Origin of the sequence: Polaribacter ponticola (assembly GCF_026191475.2) — a bacterium.
GTDB classification, from domain to species: Bacteria; Bacteroidota; Bacteroidia; order Flavobacteriales; family Flavobacteriaceae; genus Polaribacter; species Polaribacter ponticola.
In genome coordinates, this window is the sequence record NZ_JAOSLC020000003.1 from 633,083 (window position 1) to 659,345 (window position 26,263).

Genomic DNA, 26,263 nt, shown 5'->3' on the forward strand with positions numbered 1-26,263 from the left:
TTTCAAAAAATACTTTTTGTAGTTAAAATAATACTACCTTTTTCTTTTAAATTGATTTTATCTTCCCAAATAAAATCTTCACCAGTAATAATATTTTTAAGTTTCTTTCCATTTAAACCAACTTCTTTATAGCGTTTTAAATCGATAGTAATTGGTTTGTCATTCTTATTGATGATGTGTACTACAGTTTCATTTTCTATACTTCTAAATAAAAAATAAGTATTCATAAATGGCGCAAAATGTTTTGTTTTCCCTTCTTGAATTGCATCACTATTTTTACGATAATTTAAAACTTTACTTACAAAGTTTTGCATTGATTTTTGATTGTCAGATAAACCTTCTTGAGTAAAAGCATTTATTTTACCACCTTTAAAACCACCAGGAAAATCGGTTCTAATTAAACCATGATCTCCAGGATTAGCAGTATCATCCATTAAAATTTCTGTTCCGTAATAAATTTGAGGAATCCTTGGTAGCATCAATAGATAACTTAAAGCCATTTTTGCTTTTACAACGTCTTCATTAAGCGCTGTAAACATTCTGTTTTCATCGTGATTGTCTAAAAAAACCATAATGTCTTTTGGAGTTGCATAATGAAAATCATTTGCTAAACCTTCGTATATTTTAACCAAACCTGTACCCCAAGTTTCTTCTTCATTAATACCTTCTATAATGGCTTTTTGCATCGGAAAATCCATTGTCGATTTTAAGTTAGACTTATATCCATCTTTATTTTTAGCGCCTTTTTGCCAATAACCAACTAATAACGGATTGTAACTCCATTCTTCTCCAACAATAGAAAAATTAGGATATTCTTTCATTATAGAACCTGCCCAATTTGCCATAAAATCTTTATCAGGATACGGATATGTATCTTGTCGTATTCCGCCTAAACCTAAAGTTTCTATCCACCAAATACTATTCTGAATGATGTATTTTGCCATAAACGGATTTCGTTGATTTAAATCTGGCATTGTTGCTACAAACCAACCTTCATTATTTCCTTTTCTATCAACTTTTGAAGCATACAAATCTTGGTTTGTAGTTCTTCTATGATTAGAATTGATATTGGTTTTATAGTCCCAATTATTAATATTTTCTTCGTAATTTTTTTGATTGTTTACCCAATCATCAAAAGGTAAATCTTTCATCCACCAATGTTCTAAACCACAATGATTGGCCACTTGGTCCATGATTAATTTCATTCCTTTTTGGTGTAGTTTTTTTGCTAAATTTTTATAATCAGCCAAAGTTCCAAAACGTGGATCTACTTCGTAATAATCTGTTATTGCATAACCATGATAAGAACCATTATACATGTCATTTGTTAACACTGGAGTTGGCCAAACTGTAGTAAAACCTAAATCAGAAATATAATCTAAATGATTCATAATTCCTTGTAAATCGCCTCCATGACGTTTGTAACCATGATTTCTATTAATGGTTGTTTCTTTTAATTTTTTGTTGATGTCATTGCTTTCATCAGCATTTGAAAAACGGTCTGGAGTAATTAAATAAATGGCATCAGAACTATTAAAACCTACATAATCATCTGCAGATTTTTCTCTAGATTTTAGTTCATACGTATGTGTTTTTTTGTTCCATCATCAAAATTAAAGATGATGTCAAATTTTCCTGGCTTTGTAGTTTTATCAATCTTTAAATCGATAAATAAATAGTTTTTACTTCTTGCTTTGTTTACTTTTTCTATGGTAACACCAGTATAAGAAATGGATGGATTAGAGTTGCCGATATTTTCTTCTTTCACTAATAATTGTAGCGAATTATCTTTAAAATTTACCCACCAATTTATTGGTTCTACTCTTTCTAAACTTGTATTAGAAATAGAAACCACAGAAACATTTTTATTACTTTCTGTATTGTTACATGAAAAAAAGCGATGATAATTACACCTAAAAAAATGTTTCTGATAGATTCCATTATTTCCGTTTTTTAAACAGTTAGTAAATTATTTGGTAAAACTTTTACCGATTCTCCATTTACTAAAATATTGATTTCTTTATTACCTTCTAACTCAAAATTTGCACCATTTTGATTAACGTTTACAGTAATAACTTGCTGTCTAAAATTAACTTTAAACGAGTAAGAACTCCATTCTTTTGGTATTTTTGGTGAAAAAGAAAGTGTATTATTTAGTACTCTCATTCCTCCAAAACCTTCTACAATACTCATCCAAGTTCCTGCCATAGAAGTGGTATGTAAGCCTTCTTCTACTTCATGATTGTAATCGTCTAAATCTAAACGAGAAGTTCTTAAATAAAACTCGTAAGCTTGCTCCATTCTACCTAATTTTGCAGCCTGTATACTATGTACGCAAGGGGAAAGTGAACTTTCGTGTACCGTAAATGGTTCATAAAAATCGAAATGACGCTCTAATTCTTCTGTAGAAAAATCATTTTCAAACATGTAAAAACCTTGTAAAGTGTCTGCTTGTTTTATATATGGAGAACGTAAAATTCTGTCCCAACTCCATTTCTGGTTAATTGGTCTTTGACTTTTATCTAAATTAGCAACTGTAATTAATTCTTTGTCTAAAAAACCATCTTGTTGTAAGAAAATATTATGCTTCTCTGAATATGGAAAATACATATTATCAGCAACATTTTTCATCGCTTTTAATTCTTCATCAGAGAAATTTACTTTTTCTTTAATTCTGATATAATCTGAAATATGATCATTTTTTACAATATCAATATTTTCTAAAGCATAATTTATACACCATTTCGCAATGTAATTTGTGTACCAATTATTGTTGATGTTATTCTCATATTCATTTGGACCGGTTACCCCCAAAATCATAAACTTTTCTTTATCCGAAGAAAAAGTAGCTCTTTGTTGCCAAAAACGTGCAATACCAATTAAAACTTCCAATCCTTTTTCTGGAATGTAAGAGTAATCTTCCGTAAACCTGTAATAGTTAAAGATAGCAAAAGCGATTGCTCCATTTCTATGAATTTCTTCGAAGGTAATTTCCCATTCGTTATGGCATTCTTCACCATTCATAGTAACCATTGGATATAACGCAGCTCCGTTTGTAAAACCAAGTTTTGCAGCATTTTCAATCGCTTTTTCTAAATGCTCATATCTGTATTCTAGCAAAGTTCTTGCAACAGATTGATCTTTGGTTGCCATATAAAAAGGAATACAATATGCTTCTGTATCCCAATACGTACTTCCTCCGTATTTTTCTCCTGTAAAACCTTTTGGACCAATATTTAAAGACGCATCTGTACCTAAATAGGTTTGATTTAGTTGAAAAATATTAAATCGAATTCCTTGTTGTGCTTTTACATCACCTTCAATAGAAATGTCAGACATTTTCCAGATTTTTGCCCAAGATTGCTTTTGCATTTCTAATAAAGCATCAAAACCAAAACTAACTGCTTTGTCTAAAGTTTCTTTTGCTGCAGCAACTAATGCTTCTTTTTTATGGTTTCTATCAACTACATAACCTCCAAATTTATGAATGGTAAATGTTTGATTTTGTTTTATTTCTTGTTGGTAATTGCAAGAAATAAAATTGGTAGTTTGCTCGTTATTACAACCTGTAATCACCTCATCATTATCTATAAACAAACGAGATTCCATAAACGTACACGTATAAAAATGTGTTTTCATGGTTCTTGCCTCTATAAACGATTGTTGATTGTTTTGAGAAACATTTAAAACATCCCAAAACTGGTCATCCCAATTGGTGTCTTCGTTCGTAATACCTGCATCTATATAAGGAATATAGGTGATTTTTACAGCTGAATTTAATGGAGTTACATTATAGCTTATTGCACCAACCTCATCTAATTCTAAACTTAAAAAACGTTTTGTATCTACTTTAATTTTTACATTATTTAGTAAAACTGCTTCAAAACTTCTAGACAACCAACCTTCTTGCATGTTCAGTTCTCTTTTAAATTTTGAAACTTCTTTACAGCTATGTAAATCTAGTTTATCACCATTAATTAGAACGTTTATCCCAATCCAATTTGGTGCATTTAATACTTTTGCAAAATACTCTGGGTAACCGTTTTTCCACCAACCAACACGAGTTTTATCAGGATAATAAACTCCTGCAATATAACTTCCTTGAAAAGTTGGGCCTGTATAAGTTTCTTCGAAATTAGCTCTTTGTCCCATGGCGCCATTACCAATGCTAAATAAGCTTTCTGAAGATTTTACTTTTTCTGAATTAAAGCCTTCTTCTATGATAGACCATTCATTAGGTTTTATGTAATCTTGATTCATTTTTTTCTTTTAAGAGAAAAGAATAGAGATTAAAGAATAAAAAAACTAGTGCCTTCTCTTTTCTTATTTCTATCTTCTCGTTTCTTACTTTTCTATTAAATCTTTAATAAAATTAGTGCTGATTTCTGTAAAATCAGTAAAAATAATTTGTGCTTCTGCAAGCACATTTTTATCACCAATACCAATACTCATCATTTCTGCGGCATTTGCAGCTTGTACACCAGCAACAGCATCTTCAAACACTACACATTCTTCTGCTTTAACATTTAATTGTGCTGCTGCAAGCAGAAAAACTTCTGGATCTGGTTTTGCTTTGGTAACATTATTACCATCTACAATGGCATCAAAATAATGTAACAAACCAACTTTTTCTAGAATAGGTTGCGCATTTTTACTTGCAGATCCTAAAGCAATTGGAATGTTATTTTCTTTTAAAAACTCTAAAACTCTTGGCACATCAGGTAAAATTTCTGATGCATCCATATTTTCTATATACTTTAAATAGTCAACATTTTTTTCAACCATCCAAGTATCAAACTCTTCTTGTGTTGCTTCTCTGTTTCCTATTTCTAACAAAATTTCTAAACAGCGTTTTCTACTAACACCTTTAAAAAGTTCATTCTGTTCTTTTGTAAATTCGAAACCTAATTGGTTTGCTAAATTTTTCCACGCTAAATAATGATACTTGGCAGTGTCTACGATTACACCATCCAAATCGAATATAAATCCTCTTTTCATTTAAATTTTAGTTTAATTTTCTTCAGTTTGATACGTTATTGCATTTTTGTCTGTAATTAAAAAATTACAAAGACCTGCAATTATCAAACTTAAACCTGCAACAAGCATTGCATTAATTGCTTTTTCACCTATTAATCCCGTCACAAAATTAATACCACCAAGAGCAGCAATAATTTGCGGAATAACAATAAACATGTTAAAAATCCCCATAAAAACACCCATTTTCTTCGGATCTACAGAACTCGATAACATTGCATAAGGCATAGAAAGAATACTTCCCCAAGCAAAACCTATTAAAACAAAACTATATTTTAAGGTTTCTGGTGAAGCATAATACATAGATATAAAACCTAATCCTCCTAAAATTAAAGATACCATATGAACAAACTTTCTATTGATTCTCCTTTTTGCAGTATACAATACTAGCAACAAAGCAAAAACCATAGAAGACAAACCGTAAATACCCATAGAAGAACCTACAAGGTTAGATGATTTTTGAAAAGCTGTGTTTGCAACATTAAAAGCTTCTTTTTGGACAATATTTGCCATATCGAAACTAGCTTCAATTGGAGCTGGAGTTTGAAAAACATGTTCTGTTAAAGCAGGATTTGCCATAGACCACATTGTAAAAAATGCAAACCAACTAAAGAATTGTACAACTCCTAATCTTTTCATTGTACTTGGCATATTGCCAATGTTCTCTACAATATCAGAAACAAATCTGTTCTTTTTGGCTTTCTCTTTTTCGAAAGCCTCCATATCTTCTGGCGGATATTCTTTTGTAGTAAAAACTGTATAAAAAATACTTACTAAAAAAACAAGTGCTCCAATTGCAAAAGCAACTTTAACAGACATTGGAACAACACCAGATGCTGCAGCATCGCTAACTCCAAATTGAGAAACCATCCAAGGTAAACTACTTGCAACCCAAGTACCAACACCTATAATAAGTGTTTGCATAACAAAACCATAAGAACGTTGAGAATCTGGCAACTTATCTGCTACCAAAGCTCTAAAAGGTTCCATAGAAATGTTAATAGATGCATCTAAAATCCAAAGAAATCCGGCTGCAATCCATAAAGTAGGCGAATGTGGCATTATTAATAATGTAATAGAACTTAAAATGGCGCCAATTAAAAAATAAGGTCTTCTTCTACCCCATCTTGGACTCCACGTTCTATCACTCATATAACCAATTATGGGTTGCACAATTAAACCTGTTAAAGGCGCTGCTACCCAAAGAATTGGAATATCATCAATCTCTGCTCCTAATGTTTGAAAAATTCTTGACATGAAACCACCTGTTAAGGCCATTCCGAATTGAATTCCTAAAAAACCGAAACTCATGTTCCAGATTTCTAAAAAACTTAATTTTTGTTTATTCATTATCGTAATTATTTAGAATGCTTACGATAAGTACTTTGACTTATCAATTAATAAATTTTGTGGAAAGTAATTTATTGATAAATCCTAATATGACATCAAAGATATGCATATATTATGAAATTGATAAAAAAACCATCATTTTTTTACGACGACGGTTTCGTAGATTTAAAAATCACTACTAAAAGTTACGACGACGGTTTCGTAGATTCTCTAAGTTTTAAATCACTGGAAATCACAATCTTTTTAGGTTTATAAACCTCAGACTCTTTTTCAATTCTTTCTATTAAAACTTCAACTGCTTGTTGTCCCATTGTAAAACCGTGCTGTGCAATAGTTGTAATAGAAGGTGATGAATATTCAGATATCAATCCATCTGTAAAACCTATTATAGAAATATCATTTGGTATAGACAAATCTTTCTCTTTTGCTATTCTCATTGAGTTTGCAGCATAAATTTCATTTACAGCAAACACAGCATCTATATCTTGTTCAAAAACTTTTTCAATTTGTTTTTTAATGTCTTTAGTCTCGTCTATTTCTACAATTAAACTTTTATCTGTTTTAATATACTCTTCTATTAATGCTTTCTCGTAACCTTGTCTTCTAAGTGCACCGACATTAACATGATTTGGAGTCGTTATTAAAGCTATCTTTTTTCTTCCGTTTTCCAATAAATGTTTAGTAGCTTTAAAGCCTGCTCCTACATCATCTACTACAACTTTATCACATAAAATTTCATCTACAACTCTATCAAATAAAACAAAAGGAATCTCTTCTGAAACCAATTCTTTAAAATGATTAAAATCCTTATTCTCTAAGGTTTCACTAGCAACAGACATAATAATACCGTCTACACTTCCGTTAGATAATACCTTTAATGTTTCTACTTCCTTTTTATAAGATTCATTAGAAAAACAAACCATAATGTTATACCCTTTTTTATTTGCTCCTTCTTCTATTCCCATGATAACAGTAGAGAAAAAATGATGTACTATTTTTGGTAAAATAACGCCTATAACTTTGGTCTTTTGATTACGTAATTGAAGTGCTAAATGATTAGGTTTGTAATTATATAAATTTGCATAAGCTTGAATTTTCTTTTTTGTTTCATTACTTATTTCATGACTATCCTTTAAAGCCTTTGAAACAGTAGAAGTAGAAACTCCCAATTCTTTTGCAATTGTTTTTATGGTGATTTTTTGTTTCATTCTTTAAGTATAAGACAAATTTAGTTACTACTTATTGTTAATTTAATGATAATTAGAAGAAAAAGTTGTTAACACGAAACCGTTTTCGTGAGTTTCGTAATATTGAAAACATGCTTTACATCTCTATATTTACAATGTGGAATGTTAATTTATTGTTAACCAAATCAAATTTACAGTTATTATTTAACAAATTATACATGAAAAAATTTAAATTATTGTTAATTGGAATTCTTTTATCTACATCATTTACAATGTTTGCACAACAAACTGTAAAAGGTGTTGTAAAAGAAAAATCATCAGGAGAACCTCTTCCTGGTGTAAGTATCATAGTAAAAGGTACAACCTCTGGCTCTCAAACAGACTTTGATGGTAACTTTACTATAGAAAAAGTTAAACCCGGAGATATTCTTGTTTTTAACTATTTAGGATATACAGCAAAAGAAATTGTTATTGGTACAGTTTTTAATTTATCTGTAGAATTAGAAGAATCTTCTGAAGAATTAGACGAAATTATTGTTGTAGGTTATGGTACAACCACAGTAAAAGACGCTACAGGTTCTGTAGAAGCAATTACATCTAAAGGTTTTACAAAAGGAAATATTGTAACTCCAGAAAATTTATTAAGTGGTCGTGTTGCAGGTGTAAATATTGTTACTAGTGGTGCTCCTGGTTCAGGATCTCAAATTACAATTCGTGGGGGTTCTTCATTAAACGCATCTAATAACCCTTTAATTGTTATTGATGGATTACCAATGGCGGGAACAGCTGGTGGGTCTAGAGGTGTTTTGGCTAGTATAAACCCTAACGATATTGAATCTTTCTCAGTTTTAAAAGATGCATCTGCTACTGCTATTTATGGTTCTAGAGGTGCAAATGGTGTAATTATTATTACAACTAAAAAAGGTAGAAAAGAATATACTTTAGATTATGATTTTCAAATGGGTTTTGGTGAAATAAAAGACAGAATAAATGTTTTTGATGGAGATGCTTTTAGAAATATTGTAAACCAACAACAACCCGGTTTAATTAGCTTATTAGGAAATGCTAATACGAATTGGCAAAATGAAATTTATCAAAATTCTGTTTCAACACAACATAATATGACTGTTAAAGGTCAAATTTTTGGAGCTATACCTACTAGATTATCTTTAGGTTTTGCAGGTATAGAAGGTAATATTTTAACTTCTCAATATGATAGAGCTACTATTTCGCTTTCTATGAATCCATCATTTTTTGATGATCATTTTAAAGTAAGCTTAAACTACAACAGAGCTTTTGAAGACAATAGATTTGCCGATTCAGGACAAGTTGGTGCTGCTTTACGTTACGACCCTACACAATCTGTGTACGATAATTCTTCTCCTTTTGGTGGATTTTATCAGCACATTACTGGAACTCCTGGTAAATATTTAGTAAGTAACGGAACTAGAAACCCTGTTGCTGCTTTACTTCAAAACAATAATGTTTCTGATGTTTTTAGACATTATGGAAATTTAAAACTTGATTATAAATTTCACTTCTTACCAGAATTAACGGCTACTGCAAATGCAGGTTTTGATAAATCTACAGCAGAAGGTACAAGTGCAAACCCATTAAATAGTCCGGCAAATTATACAGACTTATTTATAGGTAACGACTCTGCATACACTAATAAAGTTGAAAATGAATCTTTTGACGCTTATTTAAATTACATAAATACTTTTGGTAAAGTTAAAACAGACGTTATGGCTGGTTATTCTTACCAATCTTTTGATGGATCTGGTAATAGTACCGGTAATACAAGAAACTCTAATGATGCTGGTTATACTTCTTACGTTTCTACCCCAGTTGTTTTAGTTGGTTTCTTAGCAAGAGCAAATTTAACTTTTAATGAAAAATATCTTTTAACATTAAACTACAGAAGAGATGGTACCTCTAGATTTGGACCAGAAAACAGATGGGGAGATTTTGGTGGAGCTGCTTTAGCTTGGAGAATGAGTGATGAAGATTTCTTAAAAAACAATAAAGTAATATCTGACTTAAAATTACGTGCTAGTTATGGTATTAATGGTCAACAAGACGGTATTGCTGGAGATTTATATTTAGATAAATATCGTTTTGGAAATCAAAACTCACAATATATATTTGGAGGAACTCCTATTCAATCTACAATTCCTTCTGAAAGAAGTAATTTAAAATGGGAAAGAACAGCAACAATAGAATTAGGTATAGATTATGGTTTATTCGATAATAAAATTACAGGTTCTATAAATGCTTTTCAAAAAAATTCAACAGATTTATTATCTGATGCACCAGTAGCTGATGCTTCTAATTTTACAAATAGAGTATTACAAAATATTGGAGATTTACAAGTAAATGGTTTAGAATTTACTGTAAACGCAGATATTATTAAAAAGGACGATTTAGATTGGAGCGTAAATTTTAATGCCACATATTTAGATAGAGAAATTAAAGAATTAGCTTTAGGACAAGATATAACAACTGGAGGTATTGCAGGTGGTACAGGTAACTTTATACAATTATTTAGAGAAGGTTATGCTCCTAATTCATTTTATGTTTATAAACAATTATACAATACTGCAGGAAAACCAATTGAAGGTGCTTATGCAGATTTAAATGGAGATGGTATTATAAATACACAAGACAGATATTTAAAAGGAAACCCTCAAGCAGATTTTACTTTTGGTTTTCAATCTAACCTTAATTACAAAAATTTCGATTTAGCATTTAATCTTAGAGCTAGTTTAGGTAACTATGTGTATAATAACGTAAACTCTTCTTCTGCACAATATGATTTATTACAAGACAATGCAGTTTTAGGAAACATACCAACGTCTGTTTTAAATACAAACTTTAATAGCACTTCAGATGTTATTCTTTCTGACATTTATCTAGAAAATGCTTCATTTTTAAGAATGGATAACGTAACATTAGGTTATACTTTTGATAGACCTTTAAAACAATTCTCTTCGAACAGTATTCGTTTATGGGCAGGTATGCAAAATGTATTTACAATTACTAACTACTCTGGTTTAGATCCAGAATTAGCAAGTAACGGTATAGATAATACAAATTACCCAAGACCAAGAACTTTCTTAATTGGTGCTAATATTAAATTTTAATTAATAAAAAGATGAAAAAAATATTTAAAATCGAAAGAATAGCAACCGTATTTCTTATCATGGTTATTGCTTTGTCTTCTTGTACTAAAGACTTAGACATTACTCCAAAAGATGATCAAGATTTATTAGGTGAAGACTTTTTGCAAACGAAACTGCTTATAAAGAATTATTAGCAGGTGTGTATGCAAACTTATCTTTAACAGGTGTAGATGGACCAGGTTCATCAAACATAGATGGTTTAGACGCAGGAACAAGCCAGTTTGGTAGAGTATTATTATACTTACAAACTTTATCTGCAGATCAAATGATTTGGTCTTATGAAAACGATCCAGGAACAAGAGAAATTCAACGAAATATTTGGAATGCAGATGATCCTATTATTTTAGGAATGTTTGGTAGAAGCCATGTTACTATTGCATTTGCAAACAACTTTTTAAGAGAAACTACAGATGCAAAATTAACAGAGCGTAATGTTTCTGCAAATACAAAAGCAGAAATAGCAAACTACAGAGCAGAAGCTAGATTGTTAAGAGCAATGTCTTATTATTATATGATGGATTTATTTGGACAAGCAAATTTTGCTACAGAAGAAGATGCCATTAACGCACAACCACAAGCTTACGATAGAAAACAATTATTTGATTTTGTAGAAGCTGAGTTAATTGCAATTGAGTCTGATTTAAAAGATCCAATGCAAAACGAACATGGTAGAGCTGATAAAGGAGTTTCTTGGATGATTTTAGCTAAAATGTATTTAAATGCTGAAGTGTATATAGGTGAAGCAAAATATACTGAAAGTTTAGAAGCATGTAAAAAAATTATTGCTGGTGGTTATGCTTTAGCTACAGAATATAGTCATAATTTTATGGCAGATAATGATGTAAATTCAGCGAATTCTGAAATCATTTTTCCTTTAATTTCTGATGGAACTTATACACAAAATTATGGTCCTACAACTGTAATGATAAATGGTGAAGTTGGTAGTATAGAAGAAAACGGTGCTGCACTTGGTGTTGGTGCTGGTGGTTGGGGTGGAGCTCTAAGAGTTAGAAAACAATTTGCAGAATTGTTTAACGATGGAATCTATTCTAACGACACTAGAAACACTTTAATATCTGGAACTAGAAGTATAGAAATTACAGATATCTCAGATAAAGACCAAGGTTATGTTATAGAAAAATATTCTAATGCAAAATCTACTGGTAGTTTTGGTGTAGATCAAACATTTGTAGATACAGATTTTCCTTTATTTAGATTGGCAGATGTATACTTAATGTATGTAGAAGCTCAGTTAAGAGGAGCATCAGGAGCATCAGAAACAGATGGAATTAACTATATTAACTCTTTAAGAACAAGAGCAAATAATCCTCAGAATAATTTAAGCTTTTCTGATTTAAGTTTAGATTTTATTTTAGATGAAAGGTCTAGAGAATTACATTGGGAAGCTCATAGAAGACAAGATTTAATTAGATACGGAAAGTTTACAGGGGGTTCTTATAATTGGGCTTGGAAAGGAAATGGTACAAATGGAATTGCTTTACCTGCACATATGGACTTATACCCTATTCCTTCTGCTAGTATTGCCTCTAATCCTAATTTAACTCAAAATGCTGGTTATTAATTTTAAAAATAATATACAAATGATGAAAAATATAAAAAGATTTTCAGCAATAACAGTAATTGGAATTCTATTACTAGTTTTCAATTCTTGCGATGATAATTCTGAATTATTTACTATTTCAGCACCAACAGCTCCAGTTTTAATAGAACTTGGTTTTACAGATTTAGAACTAGATGCGGTTAATACAAATAACCCAGCGGTTACATTAAACTGGAATGAAGCAGATTACGGGCAACAAGCATCTGTTACATATGCTATAGAATTTTCTAGCGATGAAGCTTTTACAGCTCCAGTTACTGCTGCAACTGTAACAGGTCAAAACACTATTACTTTATCTGTAAATGAGGTAAATGCTGCTGCTGGTAATGCTGGTTTAAACCCTTTTGAATGGAAAGCACTATTTACAAGAGTAGTTTCTACCATTGGTTCACAAAGTAGTGAACAAACAATATCTAACGCTATACAATTTAATGTATACCCTTACTTTAATTATGTTTTTAACGATTATTACTTAGTTGGTGACGCAACTGCTCCAGGTTGGAACAACAATAACAATAACCCAGCTTTATTTAGAGATGCTAATGACAGTAACATATTTTCTTATACTGGTTTTTGGGCAGATAATGGTCATTTTAAAGTTATAGAGACAAAAGGTTTATGGCATCCGCAAAATGGTACAGACGATGGTGTTACCTTTTGGGGTACAACAGCAACGAGCTCATCACCAGAACCAGAAAGACTACCTTATGGTGGAGGTAACGGTATACCGGCAGGTTATTATACATTTAAAATGAATTTCGCAAGCAAAACATTTAGTTTTGAAGCCTTTAATGCTTCGGGTATTACAAGTCCAACTACTTTAACTTTAAAGGGAACAAGTACTACTGACATTACAATGATTCCTTTAGCTTTTGATGGGCATATTTGGTATGCAAATAATGTTAAATTACTTCCTGGTAATGTAGATTTTGTAACTGATTCTGGTGCTAATTGGGGAAGTACTACTTCTTTTTCAGGTGTAGCAACAGATGGTGGTGGTTCTATACCAGTAATTGTAGAAGATGATTATGACGTGTGGTTTAATGACCTAACAGGTCAGTATATTTTAATCCCATTAAATTTATAATATCAATTTAATTTTAAAAGTTAAAAAATGAAAAATTATATAAAAAACTTAAGCTACTTGTTACTTTCATTTACCTTATTACTAGGTTCTTGTGAGGTAGAAGATAGCTTAACAGTAACAAGTCCAGATGCTACATTTACATTAAACACACCTGGAATTAGTAGTGTATTTTTAAATTTTGCTCTACCAGATAATCCTGCTTTTACAATAAATTGGGTAGACCCATTAAGTTCTGGTACAGATTATACTGTAGAAATGGCTACAGACGCAGATTTTACAACTCCTATAGCTTTGGGTAGTACAGAAAATAGCAATTTCTCTATGTCTGTAACAGACTTTAATGATGCCATAAATAATGCAGGCGTAACTAGCTTTAGAGATGTTGCCATTTATTTAAGAGTTAAAAATGCAGATAAACTTACAAACAGTATTTTATTATTAGTAACTACTTATCCTGTTAATTCACCAACTTTTAGTGGTGTTGCAGATGGCGATTCTTTTGTACTTTCTTTAGATAATAACGATGCTGTTGCTATAACTGTTGGTTGGAATGATCCTATTTTAGACTCTTCATTAAATATTGATATAGATTATTATTTAGAAGCTGCATTAGACGGTACAGACTTCGCTATGCCAATTGAAGCAGGAAGTGTTAAAAATGAAAGTTCTATAACATTAACAAATGCACAACTAAATTCTATTGCTATTCAAGCAGGTATTCCTGTTGATACAGAAGGTAAATTACAATTAAGAGTTAGATCTGTAATAAAAGATACTGCTTCTAATTCAGTTTTAGAAAGAATTGCAACTCCAATAACTATTAATGTTACAACTTATTTAACCGTTTTAGATTTATCTACAACTTGGGGTATTGTTGGTTCTGCAGCAAATGATTGGGGAGCAACTCCAGATCTACCACTTTTTAAAACTGATGTAGATGGAGTTCTTAACGCATACGTTAATCTTACAGATGGTGAGTTTAAATTTAGAGAAAACAATGATTGGGCTAATAATTATGGTAGTGATTCTTCAAATGGTGGTTCTTTAACTTCTGGAGGAGGTAACATGACGGTTTCAGCTGGTTCTTATAAAATTGTTATGGATCTAAATAACCTAACATATACTATTGAGTCTTTTTCTCTTGGTATTGTTGGTGGAGCTTATAACGATTGGGGAGCAAGTCCAGATTTTATGTTAGAATACGATCAATATTCAGATGTTTTTAGAGGTATTGTAACTCTTATTGATGGTGAAATGAAATTTAGAATGAACAATGATTGGGGAACTAACTACGGAGATGATGGTGCAGATGGAACATTGGAAGATGGTGGAGCTAACATTGTTGTAACAGCTGGTATTTATATTGCTACAGTAGATTTGAATGACAAAACCTATTCACTAGAAAAAATAGAACATGTTTGGGGTTTAGTTGGTGGCGCTTATAACGACTGGGGTGCAACTCCAGATGCTCAATTTAAAAGAGATTGGTCTAAACCTTTTAACGAAGTATGGATTTTAGAAAACGTAACACTAATAGATGGTGAATACAAGTTTAGATCTAACAACGATTGGGGTACTAATTATGGAGACGATGGCGCAGATGGTGTTTTAGAAAATGGGGGTGCTAATTTATCAACTGCCGCAGGAACTTATACATTCTCTTTAGATTTCTCAGACCCAAATAATATTACTTATACAAAAAACTAAGTTTTCATTAAACTTACAAGAGCTATCTAATTAATTAGATAGCTCTTGTTTTTTAAAAACTAATCTTATGAGAAAAATTACTTTAATATTTATCTTAATTACATCTTTAACATATAGTCAAACACAAAATGTTGAGTTCTCTACTTCTCCAACAACTTTTAATGAAGATGATGCAATAACAATTACAGTTTCTAACGTAAACACATCTATTTGGGGAGTATCTGATATTTATTTATGGTCTTGGTCTTATGATTTAGATGATTTAAATAGCCAAGATTCTCCAACAAATGGTTCATGGACAAATTCTGATGAAGCTCAAAAATTAACCAATAATAACGACGGTACTTTCTCTATAACCATTACTCCTTCTAATTTTTATAATAGAACAGGTATTGGTAGTATTGGTATGTTAATTAAAGCCAAAAATGGAGATGGAGATAAAAAATCTCAAGATATTATCTATCAAGTTGGTGATGAACCTGATGCTCCTAATGTTATTGAAGCAGCTGTACCAAACGGAATGTTAGATGGTATTAACTATCATGAAAATAATGATACTAAAGTAACTTTGGTTTTATATGCTCCAGAAAAAGAATATGTTCATCTAATAGGTAGTTTTAACGATTGGAAAAGAGATAATGATAATTATTTATTAAAAAAAGATAGTGATAAAAAACGCTTTTGGATAGAATTAACAGGCTTAACTGCAAAAACAAATTATTCTTATCAATATTTGATAGATGGTCAAATAAGAATTGCAGACCCTTATTCTACTCAAATTTTAGATCCAAATGATGATCAATATATTAATGAAACTACCTATCCAAACTTACCTGTTTATCCTTCAGGAAAAACAGATCACTTAGTAACATTGTTAAGAACAGGTGATGGTGAATTTAATTGGCAAATAACAAACTTTCAAAAACCAGCAAAAACAGATTTAGTAATTTATGAATTGTTAATTAGAGATTTTGATGAGTTACATAGTTTCGATGCCGTTAAAGAACGTTTAAATTACTTACAAGGTTTAGGAATTAATGCCATAGAATTAATGCCAATAAATGAGTTTGATGGTAATCTTTCTTGGGGTTACAATCCTTCTTATCATATGGCAATAGACAAATATTATGGTTCTCCAACTTCTTTTAAACAATTAGTAGATGAATGTCATAAACGTGGAATTGCAATAATTTTAGATGTTGTTTACAACCATGCAACAGGTCAAAATCCATTTTACAGAATGTGGAATAGCAGTAATGGTGGAACTGGCGGACAAGCAAATGCAAATAGTCCTTTCTTTAATCAAACAGCAACACATAGTTATAGTGTTTTTAACGACTTTAACCATAGTAAACAAGCGGTACAAGATTATGTAAAAAGAACCACTCAATATTTAATTGATGAATATAAAATTGATGGTTTTAGATGGGATTTAACTAAAGGTTTTACGCAAAACTGTTCTTCTAGTGATGAAGGTTGTACGGGAAATTATCAGCAAGATAGAGTAGATATTTTAAAAGAGTATGCAGATTATCAATGGGAAAAAGACCCTAATTTTTATGTTATTTTTGAGCATTTAGGTGGTAATGCTGAAGAAACTGAATGGATAAATTATAGGTTAGGAGAAGGAAAAGGGATTATGATGTGGGGAAATCACAATTATAATTATTCTTCTGCTACAAGAGGAAAACATTCTGGTAGTTATTCTTCAGATTTTTCTTGGGCTTCTTACAAAAACAGAGGTTGGTCTGTTCCTGCAAATGTGAGTTATATGGAAAGCCATGATGAAGAGAGATTAATGTATGAGAATATTTCTGACGGAAATTCTAATGGTTCTTATGATGTAAAAACCATTAATACTGCTTTACAAAGAATTGAATTAGCGGGTGCTTTTTATTTTACAATTCCTGGACCAAAAATGATTTGGCAATTTGGAGAATTAGGTTACGATATAAGTATTAATGAAAACGGAAGAACTGGAAACAAACCTATTAAATGGGAATATTTTGATGATGAAAATAGAAAAAGCATTTATAACACATGGAATAAATTAATTCAATTAAAACAAAAGTACGCTATTTTTAAAACTGATAATTTTACAATAGACGCTTCTAATTCTAACGGATTAAAGAGAATTCAATTAACAAACACTTCAACATCAGATATTCAGCATATAAACATTATAGGTAATTTTGGTGTTACTACACAAAATATAAATCCTGTTTTTCAAAAAACGGGTACTTGGTATAATTTGTTAAATGATAATGAAGCATTAAACGTTACCAATACAAATTCGCTAATTACTTTAGCTCCTGGTGAGTTTAAAGTTTACGGAGATAATATGGCTGCATTAGCTGTAGAAAACATCTCAATAATTGATGAAGTAATAATGTACCCAAATCCAACAAATGATTATTTTAAACTGAATATTAAAACAAATTCTATTAAACTTTTTGATATTAGTGGTAAAAAAATTAAAGAATATATTGGTTCTTTTAATGCTTATAAACCATTCTCTATAAAGGATTTAGTAAAAGGAATTTATTTCATAAAAATTGATAAAAGCAATCAATCTTTAAAGTTGATAAAAAACTAAATAAAACTTAAATTCAGGGTTTAATTTCTTTTAAAGATGGAATTAGCCCTGTTTTTTCTTCAAGTAAATATTATAAAATAGCCCTAGAAGAATTAAAAATATACCTAATAAAGTCCAAAGGTTATAAATTTCTCCAAACCAAGTTGCCCCTATTATTATCATAAATACTACTTCTAAATACTTTAAAGGCGCAATAATACTAGTTTCTTGCGACTGGAATGCTTTTGTCATATACAATTGACCAACATAACCAAAAACTCCTAAACTTAAAAGAAGAATCCATTCAGTTAAATCAGGTGTTTTCCAGTTATTAATAGACATAAAACCACCAAACACAAAAGCCATTAACATAAAATAATTTATAATAACTAAAGGGTTTTCTTTACTTCCCATTTTACGTATTATAACAAAAATTAAACCTAAAGTAATTGCTGAACAAAAAATAAGTGATAAACCAATCGTATTAACATCAACACCAAATCCTTTTATTATTACAACACCAATAAATGCAATTGCAAAAAGTAACCATTGTATTGGTTTAATTTTTTCTTTTAGAAAAAACATAGCAAAAACTGCAGCAAAAATTGGAGAAGTATATCTTAAGGAAACTGCTGTTCCTACAGCTAAATAGTTTAAAGAATTAAAAAAACAAGTTATAGAAATTACACCAACAAAACCTCTTAGAAAAAGTAGCTTCTTATTATTTCCCCAAAAAGGAATTTTATATTTTAAAACTAAAGGTATTGTAAATGCTAAAGTACCTATAGATCTAAAAAAACTACCTGATACACATTAAAAATGGTTAGATACTTAACTACAGCATTCATAAGTGCAAATGCAATAACACTAAGAATCATAAAAAAAATAGGCTTATTCTTCTTCATTAAAATGTTTTTTAACTTCAAAACAAAATTAAAAATAAAAGTCGTTTTGTATACAACAAAACGACTTTTATCAATTTAAATAAAAAATTTTATTTATTAAATACCTAAAGCTTGTCCACCTCCTACTTGGATAGTTTCTGCTGTAATAAAAGCAGCATCTTTACTTGCTAAAAATGATACAACTCCAGCAACATCTTCTGGTTGACCTAATCTCCCTAACATAATGTTGTTTGCCCAAGAAGCAAATACTTCTGGTTTTGTTGCTTTTATTTGTGCATGAAATGGCGTATCAATTGTTCCTGGTGATACCGCATTTACTCTAATGCTGTATTCTGCTAAATCTTTAGCTAAAGCTCTGGTTATTGCATGAACCCCTGCTTTTGATGTTCCATAGATTCCTGCTCCTGGTCCTCCAGCATTCCAACCTGCATTAGATGTATAGTTAATGATAGAAGCATTATCACTTTTCTTTTAAAATGGAATCGCGGCTCTTGATGCAAAAAATGCCGAATCTAAGTTTAATGCCATTACAAATCTGTAAAATTCTGTAGTCATTTCTTCAAAACGAGATCTTCCTCCCAATCCTCCTGCATTGTTTACAAGAACATCAATTTTACCATATTTCTCTCCAATCTTTGTTATGTTTTCTGTTACTGCTTCATCTTGAGTTACATCAAATCCGTAATATTCTGCTGTAATTCCTTCTGCTGTTAATTCTGCAACTCGTGCTGCGCCAGCTTCATGATCTATACCATTTAAAATTACTGTATATCCGTCTTTTCCTAATCTCTTTGCTACTGCAAAACCTATTCCGCCTGTAGCTCCTGTTATAACAGCAACTTTTCCTTCTATTTTACTCATCTTATTATTTTTATAACTCTTTATGTATTTTACTCTTCTTTATTCTTAAATATTTTTTCTTACGGGCTCTATCTTTCTAATCAATACAAAAATTGATAAAACACCTAGTAAAACTGATATTGTAATTGCAATAAATGCTGGTGTATAAGATCCGCCTCCGGTTATCTTTCCTATAAACCAGTTCATAATCATTGGAGATACTGCTGCAACTGTTCCTGCTAGTCCTGCTAAAGTTCCTACAGATGGACCTCTAAATAAATCACTAGAAATCGTCTGAACATTACCAATAGCAAATTGAAATCCAAACAGTACTAGACCTGCTAAGTAAATAAAGGTCATAAAATTGTTTTCCCCTACAAACTGAACGATACTATAAATACTAACAACCCTCCTACTGAAATTGTAATCTTTCTTGCTGCATCTACTGATTTTGATTTCATAAGAAGTCCAGTAAACCAACCTCCAATAATACTTCCGGCTGCTGCCATTAAATAGGAAATCCACATTGTAGCTGCTATTTCTTCAAGACTTAATCCAAATGTTTTGTTTAAGTAAATTGGCATCCATCCTGCAAAAAACCACCAAATTGGCTCCATAAAAAACCTGCATAATAAAACTCCCCAAGATTGTTTGTAGCTTAATATTTTTCCTACTGATAAACTTTTTGACTTTTCTTTTGAGACATCTTCTTCTTTATCAATTCTATCTGATAAAATTAAATCTCTTTCTTCTTGCGTTACCCAAGGGTGCTTCTCTGGTGTAGATTTGTTTAAAAATAACCATGGAATAACCCATAAAACTCCTACTCCTCCTAATATAATATATGTAGTCTTCCAACCAAATTGTGTATATAAATAAACAATGATAAAAGGGGCAATTACATTACCTATTGATGCTCCTGAATTAAAAATACCTTGGGCTGTAGCTCTCTCTTTTATAGGAAACCATTCGCCATTACTTTTAACCGCTCCTGGCCAATTACCAGCTTCTCCTAAACCTAATAATCCTCTTACAATAGATAATGATATTAATCCTTTGGTAAAGGCATGAAGTAATGAGGCTAAAGACCAAACAACTATAGAAACTGTAAACCCTAATCGTGTTCCTATTTTATCATACAACTTCCCTGAAAGAAATTTTCCTGCTGCATAACAAGCCATAAATATATTTAACATAATAGCATAATCGGAATTATCCATCCCTAAATCTTTTCCCATCTCTGGCCACAACAATGCAAATGCGGTTCTATCTACATAATTTATTACCGTAGCGATAAATATCAACACGATAATCCACCATCTAAGTCCTTTTATTTTCATTTTAAATTTTAGTTTTTTAACGTAGAATATTGCAATAACAATAGTTGTTATTGTCATTATTAAACTTATTTTAATAAAGTGAATGAAATTGCTAGAAAAGCAAAAAAATTACTTAATTATATATTAATGTAATTAGATAATAATATCTCTAAAAAAAGAATTATAACTTTTTTAAAAAATTATATATTATAACAATATTGGTATAAAGTTTTAAAATGAACTTTCATTTTTTCCTTTGCCAATTTTGGTTCTTGATTTAAAATTGCATCATAAATATCTTGATGCTCTTTTATACCTTCATGAGCTAAACCTTTATCGCAAACATGATATTTTTCGAAATTTGTAATTATTTCTGGAGTAATAATTAACATAAAAGTGTTCATAGTACTATTTCCGCTTGCTTTTGCTATTGCAAGATGAAATAACAAATCTTCTTGAACTGCATCTTCACCATTTAAAACTTTACTTTTATAAGCTTCTAATGCTTTTTTTATTTCTATTAAATCTTCTTCAGTTCTTTGTATGGAAGCTAATCTCGCTGTTTTTAATTCTAATAAAATTCTAGTTTCTACTAAAGATTTAAAATCTGGTTCTTCTAATCTTAAAATATCTTCAATCATACCATTTAAGGCAATTACTCCAATATTTGCTACAAAAGTTCCACTTTGTGGTCTTGATTTTAATAATCCATAAAACTCTAACTTACCAATAGCTTCTCGAACATTAGATCTACTTACTTCAAACTTCTCCGAAAGCATACGCTCTGAAGGTAACTTATCTCCAGGTTCTAAATTTTTATAATTAATAAGATCTCTAATTCCTTTAATTATTAAATTTTGAACTTGTTGATTTTCGTTTTTTGTAAGTACTTCTATCTTCATAGTTTTATAAAATTAAGCTACTAATTCGTAAAATTATTATTCCGTTTAGGTATTAATAATTTAATGAGATACTTCTAACTCATAAAATCTAACCTTAGAGAAAGATCCTTTATCTCGAGATTGAAAATAGTTACCAGCTTTAAAATAGTTTTCAAAAACATTCCATTTTCTAATATGAATACTTTCATAGACTTTATATTCGCTTTTATTTAAAATAATAACCATTTTACCATCAGAAACTTTCACTTCTAAAGTAATTTTTCTAAAACCTACTTTTTCTTTAAAATTAAAACCTTTATCATTATTCCAAGCATCTTCATGTAAGATTTCTGGAATATTAGCCTCTAAGTTTTTAAGTGTTTTCGTTTTAACTCTAATTTTACCATTGTCCCAATATATTTTTAACATTGGGGTGCATTATTGTCATCTTCTCCTATTAAATCTCTTTGTTCATTGGTTAAACGTCCATGTATTTGCATAATAATAGTTCTATGATATTTTCCATCACTATCTTTTGATGTTTTTTCCATAGCTATTTTACCTCTCATGTAAGCTCCATCTTTAAATGTCCAGTTTTTGTTATTATTTCCTGGCTCCATTTGTTCTCTTAACTCAGACCTTGTATACTTAGTATTTCTAGTTTTAGAGTTGGTAGGCATTGCATGAAAAACAATAGCACCTCTTGTAGAATCTATATACATGTAAGGTTTTGCAATTTCGTTATTAGCGAAATCAGATATTTGTGGAGGGCTAATTTCATAAGGTTTCCCTTTCTCATTAGCAACAGGTAAAGTAACTTTCCAATGACTTAAATCTATTTTTGGAAGTTTTACTTTCTTTCTTTTTTTCTTACGTTTTTTTTCTTTTTTTCTTCTCGATTTTAACTCCCGAATATGAAACGCCAATTGACTTACTTTGACAAGTAGCGTTTACAGATAGAAATACTATTAATAAAGAAGTTAATAATTTTCTTTGGAAGTTTATCATTAATTTACAGCTTCAATAGTTAAAGAATCTACTTGAATTTCTTCATCACCATTATTAAAGATTGTATTGAAGTTTTGTACTTTAGAATCATTAGAAGTATCGTCTCCACCTACTCCTCTCATGTATAACGCAACACTCGTGTTATTTCCAACATTAAAAGTATAAGTATAAGAATTATAGTTTTTGTCTCCTGGATGACTTAGTTCTTTAATATATAAATTATTAGCTGCAGTTTCTACTTGTGCAACAGATGAATATCCATAACCATCTTGAGGCATTGAAATTGCATCTGGGTAATAAGTAGGTGTATAACCACTATCATACCCTGAACCTGCTAATATTCTTAACTCTAAGTTACTTGGAAAAGAACCTCCTGCAGATTCATCAAAACCAACAACAATAGTTATTTTATAATCAGCATTTGGAGTTACTTCAAATTCTTGATAAGTAGCATCTGGCTCATCATTATCAAACTTTACAACATTATCTGAACCTCCGTTTCCAGAAGTAGATTCTCCTTGACTACCAATACTTTTATTAATCCAACCAGAACATGCACAATTAGAACCAGAAGATTTTGCTTGTTTAGTAAAATCTGTATTAATTAAAACTGGGTCTGCAACAGCAGGAGCTGGTGGTTCTTCTACAGTTATCATTTGTGTAAATGTACTTTCTACGTCTAACCCATCTTTAGCAGTTAAAGAAACTGTCCAAGTTCCTTCTCCTGAATATGTATGTATTGGTTCAAAATCTGTTGATGAGTTTCCATCTCCAAAATCCCAAGAATAGCTTATAGCACTTGAAGACTGATTCGAAAAACTATATGTTTTCCAGATATCTCCTGCACCTGCTCCTTGAGTTGCAGAAAAATTTGCTTGTGGTGGTGTTACATCTGGTAAAGATCCGGTTTCTGGTAGAACATTATCTTCACAAGAAGAAAATGCAACCATAGAAACTAATACTAAAGAGTATCCTATATTCTGGAGATTTAGGAATTCCGTTCATAATCGCAATCGGGCTTCTAAAATTCTTTCCTTTTATTTTGTAAAAAAGATTATTTGTTACCCAATGCCCCGTATTTATAATTCTTATTCCACCAAATTGGTCGTTAACTCCATCACCAATAAAATAATTACCATCTACAGTTACATAATTACCATGTCTTGTTACAACAGAACCTTCACTTTTATAAAAAACATTATTCTTAATAACATTAAAGTTCGTTTTACTAGAAATAATTTCTACCTCACCATTACACTCTTCAAACAAGTTATTTGCAATTGTAGTATTACTAGGAGACATAGAAGTAAAACTACTTCCTAATTGTATTGTTTCTCCTCTTGCACCACCTTTTCTAGGTCTTGGTCCAAAATGGTTATTAATAATTTTGTGATAATTTCTAATGCTCTGATTTCCTTTTAAATCTACTCTTACCGTTGGACCTCCATTGGTTTTACCTGCTATATAACAGTTTTTTAAAGTATTGTACTTTCCGTAAAACTGAACCCATAAATTATCTTGATCTCTTTCTGCGTTATTATAATCTAAAATAACACAATTAGAAACAGTACTATTATTTGCAACTTTACTTTTACTTGTTCTAAATGCAATTACATTTTGAGTTGGAGAATGCCCGTTTCTAAAAAATAAACCGCTTACTTTTAAATAATTACCACTTATTTCTAAATTAGATTCTCCTTCAATAAAAACCTCTCCAGGAGTTTCTGCCATAATAGAAATAGGATTTTCTTTTGTTCCCTCTCCAATAAACTTAATTTTAAGATCTTTATAAATACCGTTTTTAAATACGATATTATCTCCAGGTTTGGCGTTATCAATTGCAATATTTAATTCATTTGCGTTTGATACAACAATATTATTAATATCATTTTCACATGAGAAAAAGACACCTGTAAGTAGTAATAAAAATAAAATTTTAAGTTTCATAAATATGTATTTATAATTGGTTTACCAAATTGGTTTACCAAGTGTAATGATTTTTAATTAATTTAGCTCTATAAAAAAAAGGAAAATATTACATTTACACTAAGATAAAAAAATTAATGAATGTTATAGATTTAACAGGTAGATATCAAATTATTGGGTCAAACCAAGATAATACAGAAAAAACTTACAAAGGAATACTTACTCTAACGTTAGACTTTAATAATAGAATTACTGCTAAATGGTTAATTAATAAAAATCAAGAACAAATAGGAAAAGGTTTTTTTAAAGACAATATATTGGTTATCAATTTTCAATATCAAGGAGATGAAAACAATATCTATAAAGGCGTAGTAGTTTATAGATGTATTAATAATGATATATTAGATGGTTTTTGGTCTGAAGAATATGGAAATCCGTTATTTTTAGGTGAAGAACGATGTTTTAGAATTAAAGAAAATGAAACTATAAATTAAATATGAAATGCCCTTGTAACCCAACAGAACTCTATAAAAACTGTTGCCAAAAAGCACATAAAAATATTTATAGTGTTTCTTCTGCTGAACAATTAATGAGATCTAGATATAGTGCTTTTGTATTGGCAGATATTAAATACCTACATAAGAGTCATCATAGCTCTACAAGGCTCTCAAAAAAAGAATATAAGGAATTAGAAAAGTGGACTAAATCTGTAAAATGGATAAACTTAGAAATAGTAAATGCATCAGAAAAAAATGTAGCTTTTAAAGCTTATTTTATGGAAAACGGAGTAATTGATACAATTATTGAAGATTCAAATTTCTGCTTAGAAAATAATTATTGGGTGTATTTAAATGCAAAATAAAATTTTTTAACACTAAAAAAAACACTTTTTAAGTATGAGTAGTAAGTAACAACTAAAATTTTTAAAAGTTTTACTTACATTTGTTTTACTACAACTTTACCCTTATTTATGAAACAAATTATTATTTTTTTATTATTAATAATCGTATTATTAATTGGATACGGAAAATACAATCAATATAAAAGGTACAACACTTCTGAAGTTAATTACAAAACTGATAGAAAGATAGATTTAGAGTATCATAATAAAACCCTTTTACTAAATTATTACGAAGCAATTGAACGTGTAAATAATTTTACAAAACTACAATGGACTGCTAATAATATTGATGTAAGAACTCCTGAAAATGATGATATAGAAACAGTTAGTGCTATTGAAAAGTATTCTACTAAAATAGGAAAAGTTAAATATTACGAAGCAATTTTAGAAAATTCTTTAAATTTAAAAAAACAGGGGTTTACTAATAAAGAAATTCAATTTTTAGAAGAGAAAGGTATCGACTTAAAAACATTTAATAAGAAGAAAAAATTTGAACAAATTAAAAATTTATACGATCCAAAGATAAATTTATATAAAGGAGAAAAAAATGCTATTATATTTGAAGTTCAAAAAAGATTAAATGAACTTGATTATTCTATAAAAGTTGATGGTGTTTATAGAATAGAAACCTTAAAAGCAATTAAAGATTTTGAACAAAAAAATAATCTTTTAGTAGACGGTTTTATAGATGCACTTACATTAGAACTGATGTTCAATTAGATTTTTTTAATTTAAAATGA

21 protein-coding genes and 2 pseudogenes are annotated in these 26,263 nt (G+C 30.1%); 9 read left to right on the plus strand and 14 right to left on the minus strand.

Annotation, left to right across the window (positions count from 1 at the left end):
• Positions 1–2 precede the first annotated feature (2 nt).
• The 5 genes and pseudogenes from N5A56_RS07810 to N5A56_RS07830 form a co-directional block, all read right to left on the minus strand.
• Positions 3–1,855, minus strand: a pseudogene (locus N5A56_RS07810) (glycoside hydrolase family 13 protein).
• Positions 1,856–1,953: 98 nt separating this feature from the next.
• Complete coding sequence (locus N5A56_RS07815; protein WP_265724954.1) at positions 1,954–4,260, minus strand: glycoside hydrolase family 65 protein; 2,307 nt, start codon at positions 4,258–4,260, stop codon at positions 1,954–1,956.
• An 84-nt stretch (positions 4,261–4,344) separates the two neighbouring features.
• The gene (pgmB, locus tag N5A56_RS07820; RefSeq protein ID WP_265724955.1) at positions 4,345–4,998 is read right to left on the minus strand and encodes a beta-phosphoglucomutase; all 654 of its coding nucleotides are present in this window, start codon (positions 4,996–4,998) and stop codon (positions 4,345–4,347) included.
• 12 nt (positions 4,999–5,010) lie between these two features.
• Positions 5,011–6,384, minus strand: a complete 1,374-nt coding sequence (locus N5A56_RS07825) for an MFS transporter (RefSeq protein ID WP_265724956.1) — start codon at positions 6,382–6,384, stop codon at positions 5,011–5,013.
• A 185-nt stretch (positions 6,385–6,569) separates the two neighbouring features.
• A complete protein-coding gene (locus N5A56_RS07830; RefSeq protein WP_265724957.1) occupies positions 6,570–7,592 on the minus strand; it encodes a LacI family DNA-binding transcriptional regulator in 1,023 nt (340 codons plus the stop codon).
• Positions 7,593–7,789: 197 nt separating this feature from the next.
• Between N5A56_RS07830 and N5A56_RS07835 the strand changes: the two genes are divergently transcribed.
• From N5A56_RS07835 to N5A56_RS07860, 6 genes are all read left to right on the plus strand, one after another.
• Positions 7,790–10,714: a SusC/RagA family TonB-linked outer membrane protein gene (locus N5A56_RS07835; RefSeq protein WP_265724958.1), complete on the plus strand. Its 2,925-nt coding sequence runs from the start codon at positions 7,790–7,792 to the stop codon at positions 10,712–10,714.
• 11 nt (positions 10,715–10,725) lie between these two features.
• The gene (locus N5A56_RS07840; RefSeq protein ID WP_274270313.1) at positions 10,726–10,887 is read left to right on the plus strand and encodes a hypothetical protein; all 162 of its coding nucleotides are present in this window, start codon (positions 10,726–10,728) and stop codon (positions 10,885–10,887) included.
• 5 nt (positions 10,888–10,892) lie between these two features.
• On the plus strand, positions 10,893–12,335 hold the full coding sequence (locus N5A56_RS07845) for a RagB/SusD family nutrient uptake outer membrane protein (RefSeq protein ID WP_274270314.1): 1,443 nt from the start codon (positions 10,893–10,895) through the stop codon (positions 12,333–12,335).
• A 19-nt stretch (positions 12,336–12,354) separates the two neighbouring features.
• On the plus strand, positions 12,355–13,461 hold the full coding sequence (locus N5A56_RS07850; protein ID WP_265724960.1) for a SusE domain-containing protein: 1,107 nt from the start codon (positions 12,355–12,357) through the stop codon (positions 13,459–13,461).
• 27 nt (positions 13,462–13,488) lie between these two features.
• Positions 13,489–15,168: a SusE domain-containing protein gene (locus N5A56_RS07855; RefSeq protein ID WP_265724961.1), complete on the plus strand. Its 1,680-nt coding sequence runs from the start codon at positions 13,489–13,491 to the stop codon at positions 15,166–15,168.
• A gap of 67 nt (positions 15,169–15,235) precedes the next feature.
• The gene (locus N5A56_RS07860) at positions 15,236–17,764 is read left to right on the plus strand and encodes an alpha-amylase family glycosyl hydrolase (RefSeq protein WP_265724962.1); all 2,529 of its coding nucleotides are present in this window, start codon (positions 15,236–15,238) and stop codon (positions 17,762–17,764) included.
• A gap of 42 nt (positions 17,765–17,806) precedes the next feature.
• Here N5A56_RS07860 and N5A56_RS07865 read toward each other — a convergent pair whose 3' ends face one another.
• The 9 genes and pseudogenes from N5A56_RS07865 to N5A56_RS07900 form a co-directional block, all read right to left on the minus strand.
• Positions 17,807–18,529: a DMT family transporter gene (locus N5A56_RS07865; protein ID WP_420793200.1), complete on the minus strand. Its 723-nt coding sequence runs from the start codon at positions 18,527–18,529 to the stop codon at positions 17,807–17,809.
• Positions 18,530–18,744: 215 nt separating this feature from the next.
• Positions 18,745–19,509: pseudogene (locus N5A56_RS07870) on the minus strand (SDR family NAD(P)-dependent oxidoreductase).
• Positions 19,510–19,554: 45 nt separating this feature from the next.
• The gene (locus N5A56_RS07875; RefSeq protein ID WP_265724964.1) at positions 19,555–19,848 is read right to left on the minus strand and encodes an MFS transporter; all 294 of its coding nucleotides are present in this window, start codon (positions 19,846–19,848) and stop codon (positions 19,555–19,557) included.
• 14 nt (positions 19,849–19,862) lie between these two features.
• Positions 19,863–20,885 (minus strand): MFS transporter, encoded by a 1,023-nt coding sequence (locus N5A56_RS07880; protein WP_265724965.1) that lies wholly within the window; start codon positions 20,883–20,885, stop codon positions 19,863–19,865.
• A 122-nt stretch (positions 20,886–21,007) separates the two neighbouring features.
• Positions 21,008–21,709, minus strand: a complete 702-nt coding sequence (locus N5A56_RS07885; protein ID WP_265724966.1) for a FadR/GntR family transcriptional regulator — start codon at positions 21,707–21,709, stop codon at positions 21,008–21,010.
• Between the two features lie 60 nt (positions 21,710–21,769).
• Complete coding sequence (locus N5A56_RS17410) at positions 21,770–22,117, minus strand: polysaccharide lyase family 7 protein (RefSeq protein WP_337994778.1); 348 nt, start codon at positions 22,115–22,117, stop codon at positions 21,770–21,772.
• A complete protein-coding gene (locus N5A56_RS17415; RefSeq protein ID WP_337994779.1) occupies positions 22,111–22,614 on the minus strand; it encodes a polysaccharide lyase family 7 protein in 504 nt (167 codons plus the stop codon). Before N5A56_RS17415 ends, N5A56_RS17410 begins: the two co-directional genes overlap by 7 nt.
• 81 nt (positions 22,615–22,695) lie before the next feature.
• Positions 22,696–23,646: a PKD domain-containing protein gene (locus tag N5A56_RS07895; protein WP_265724967.1), complete on the minus strand. Its 951-nt coding sequence runs from the start codon at positions 23,644–23,646 to the stop codon at positions 22,696–22,698.
• Positions 23,624–24,643: a chondroitinase-B domain-containing protein gene (locus tag N5A56_RS07900; RefSeq protein WP_265724968.1), complete on the minus strand. Its 1,020-nt coding sequence runs from the start codon at positions 24,641–24,643 to the stop codon at positions 23,624–23,626. The genes N5A56_RS07895 and N5A56_RS07900 overlap by 23 nt, the downstream gene beginning before the upstream one ends.
• Positions 24,644–24,759: 116 nt before the next feature.
• Here N5A56_RS07900 and N5A56_RS07905 point away from each other — a divergent pair, with 116 nt between their 5' ends.
• From N5A56_RS07905 to N5A56_RS07915, 3 genes are all read left to right on the plus strand, one after another.
• Positions 24,760–25,116, plus strand: coding sequence for a hypothetical protein (locus N5A56_RS07905; protein ID WP_265724969.1), 357 nt, complete (start codon positions 24,760–24,762; stop codon positions 25,114–25,116).
• A 2-nt stretch (positions 25,117–25,118) separates the two neighbouring features.
• Positions 25,119–25,484, plus strand: a complete 366-nt coding sequence (locus N5A56_RS07910) for a YchJ family protein (RefSeq protein ID WP_265724970.1) — start codon at positions 25,119–25,121, stop codon at positions 25,482–25,484.
• 108 nt (positions 25,485–25,592) lie between these two features.
• On the plus strand, positions 25,593–26,243 hold the full coding sequence (locus N5A56_RS07915) for a peptidoglycan-binding domain-containing protein (protein ID WP_265724971.1): 651 nt from the start codon (positions 25,593–25,595) through the stop codon (positions 26,241–26,243).
• The last annotated feature ends 20 nt before the right edge of the window (positions 26,244–26,263 follow it).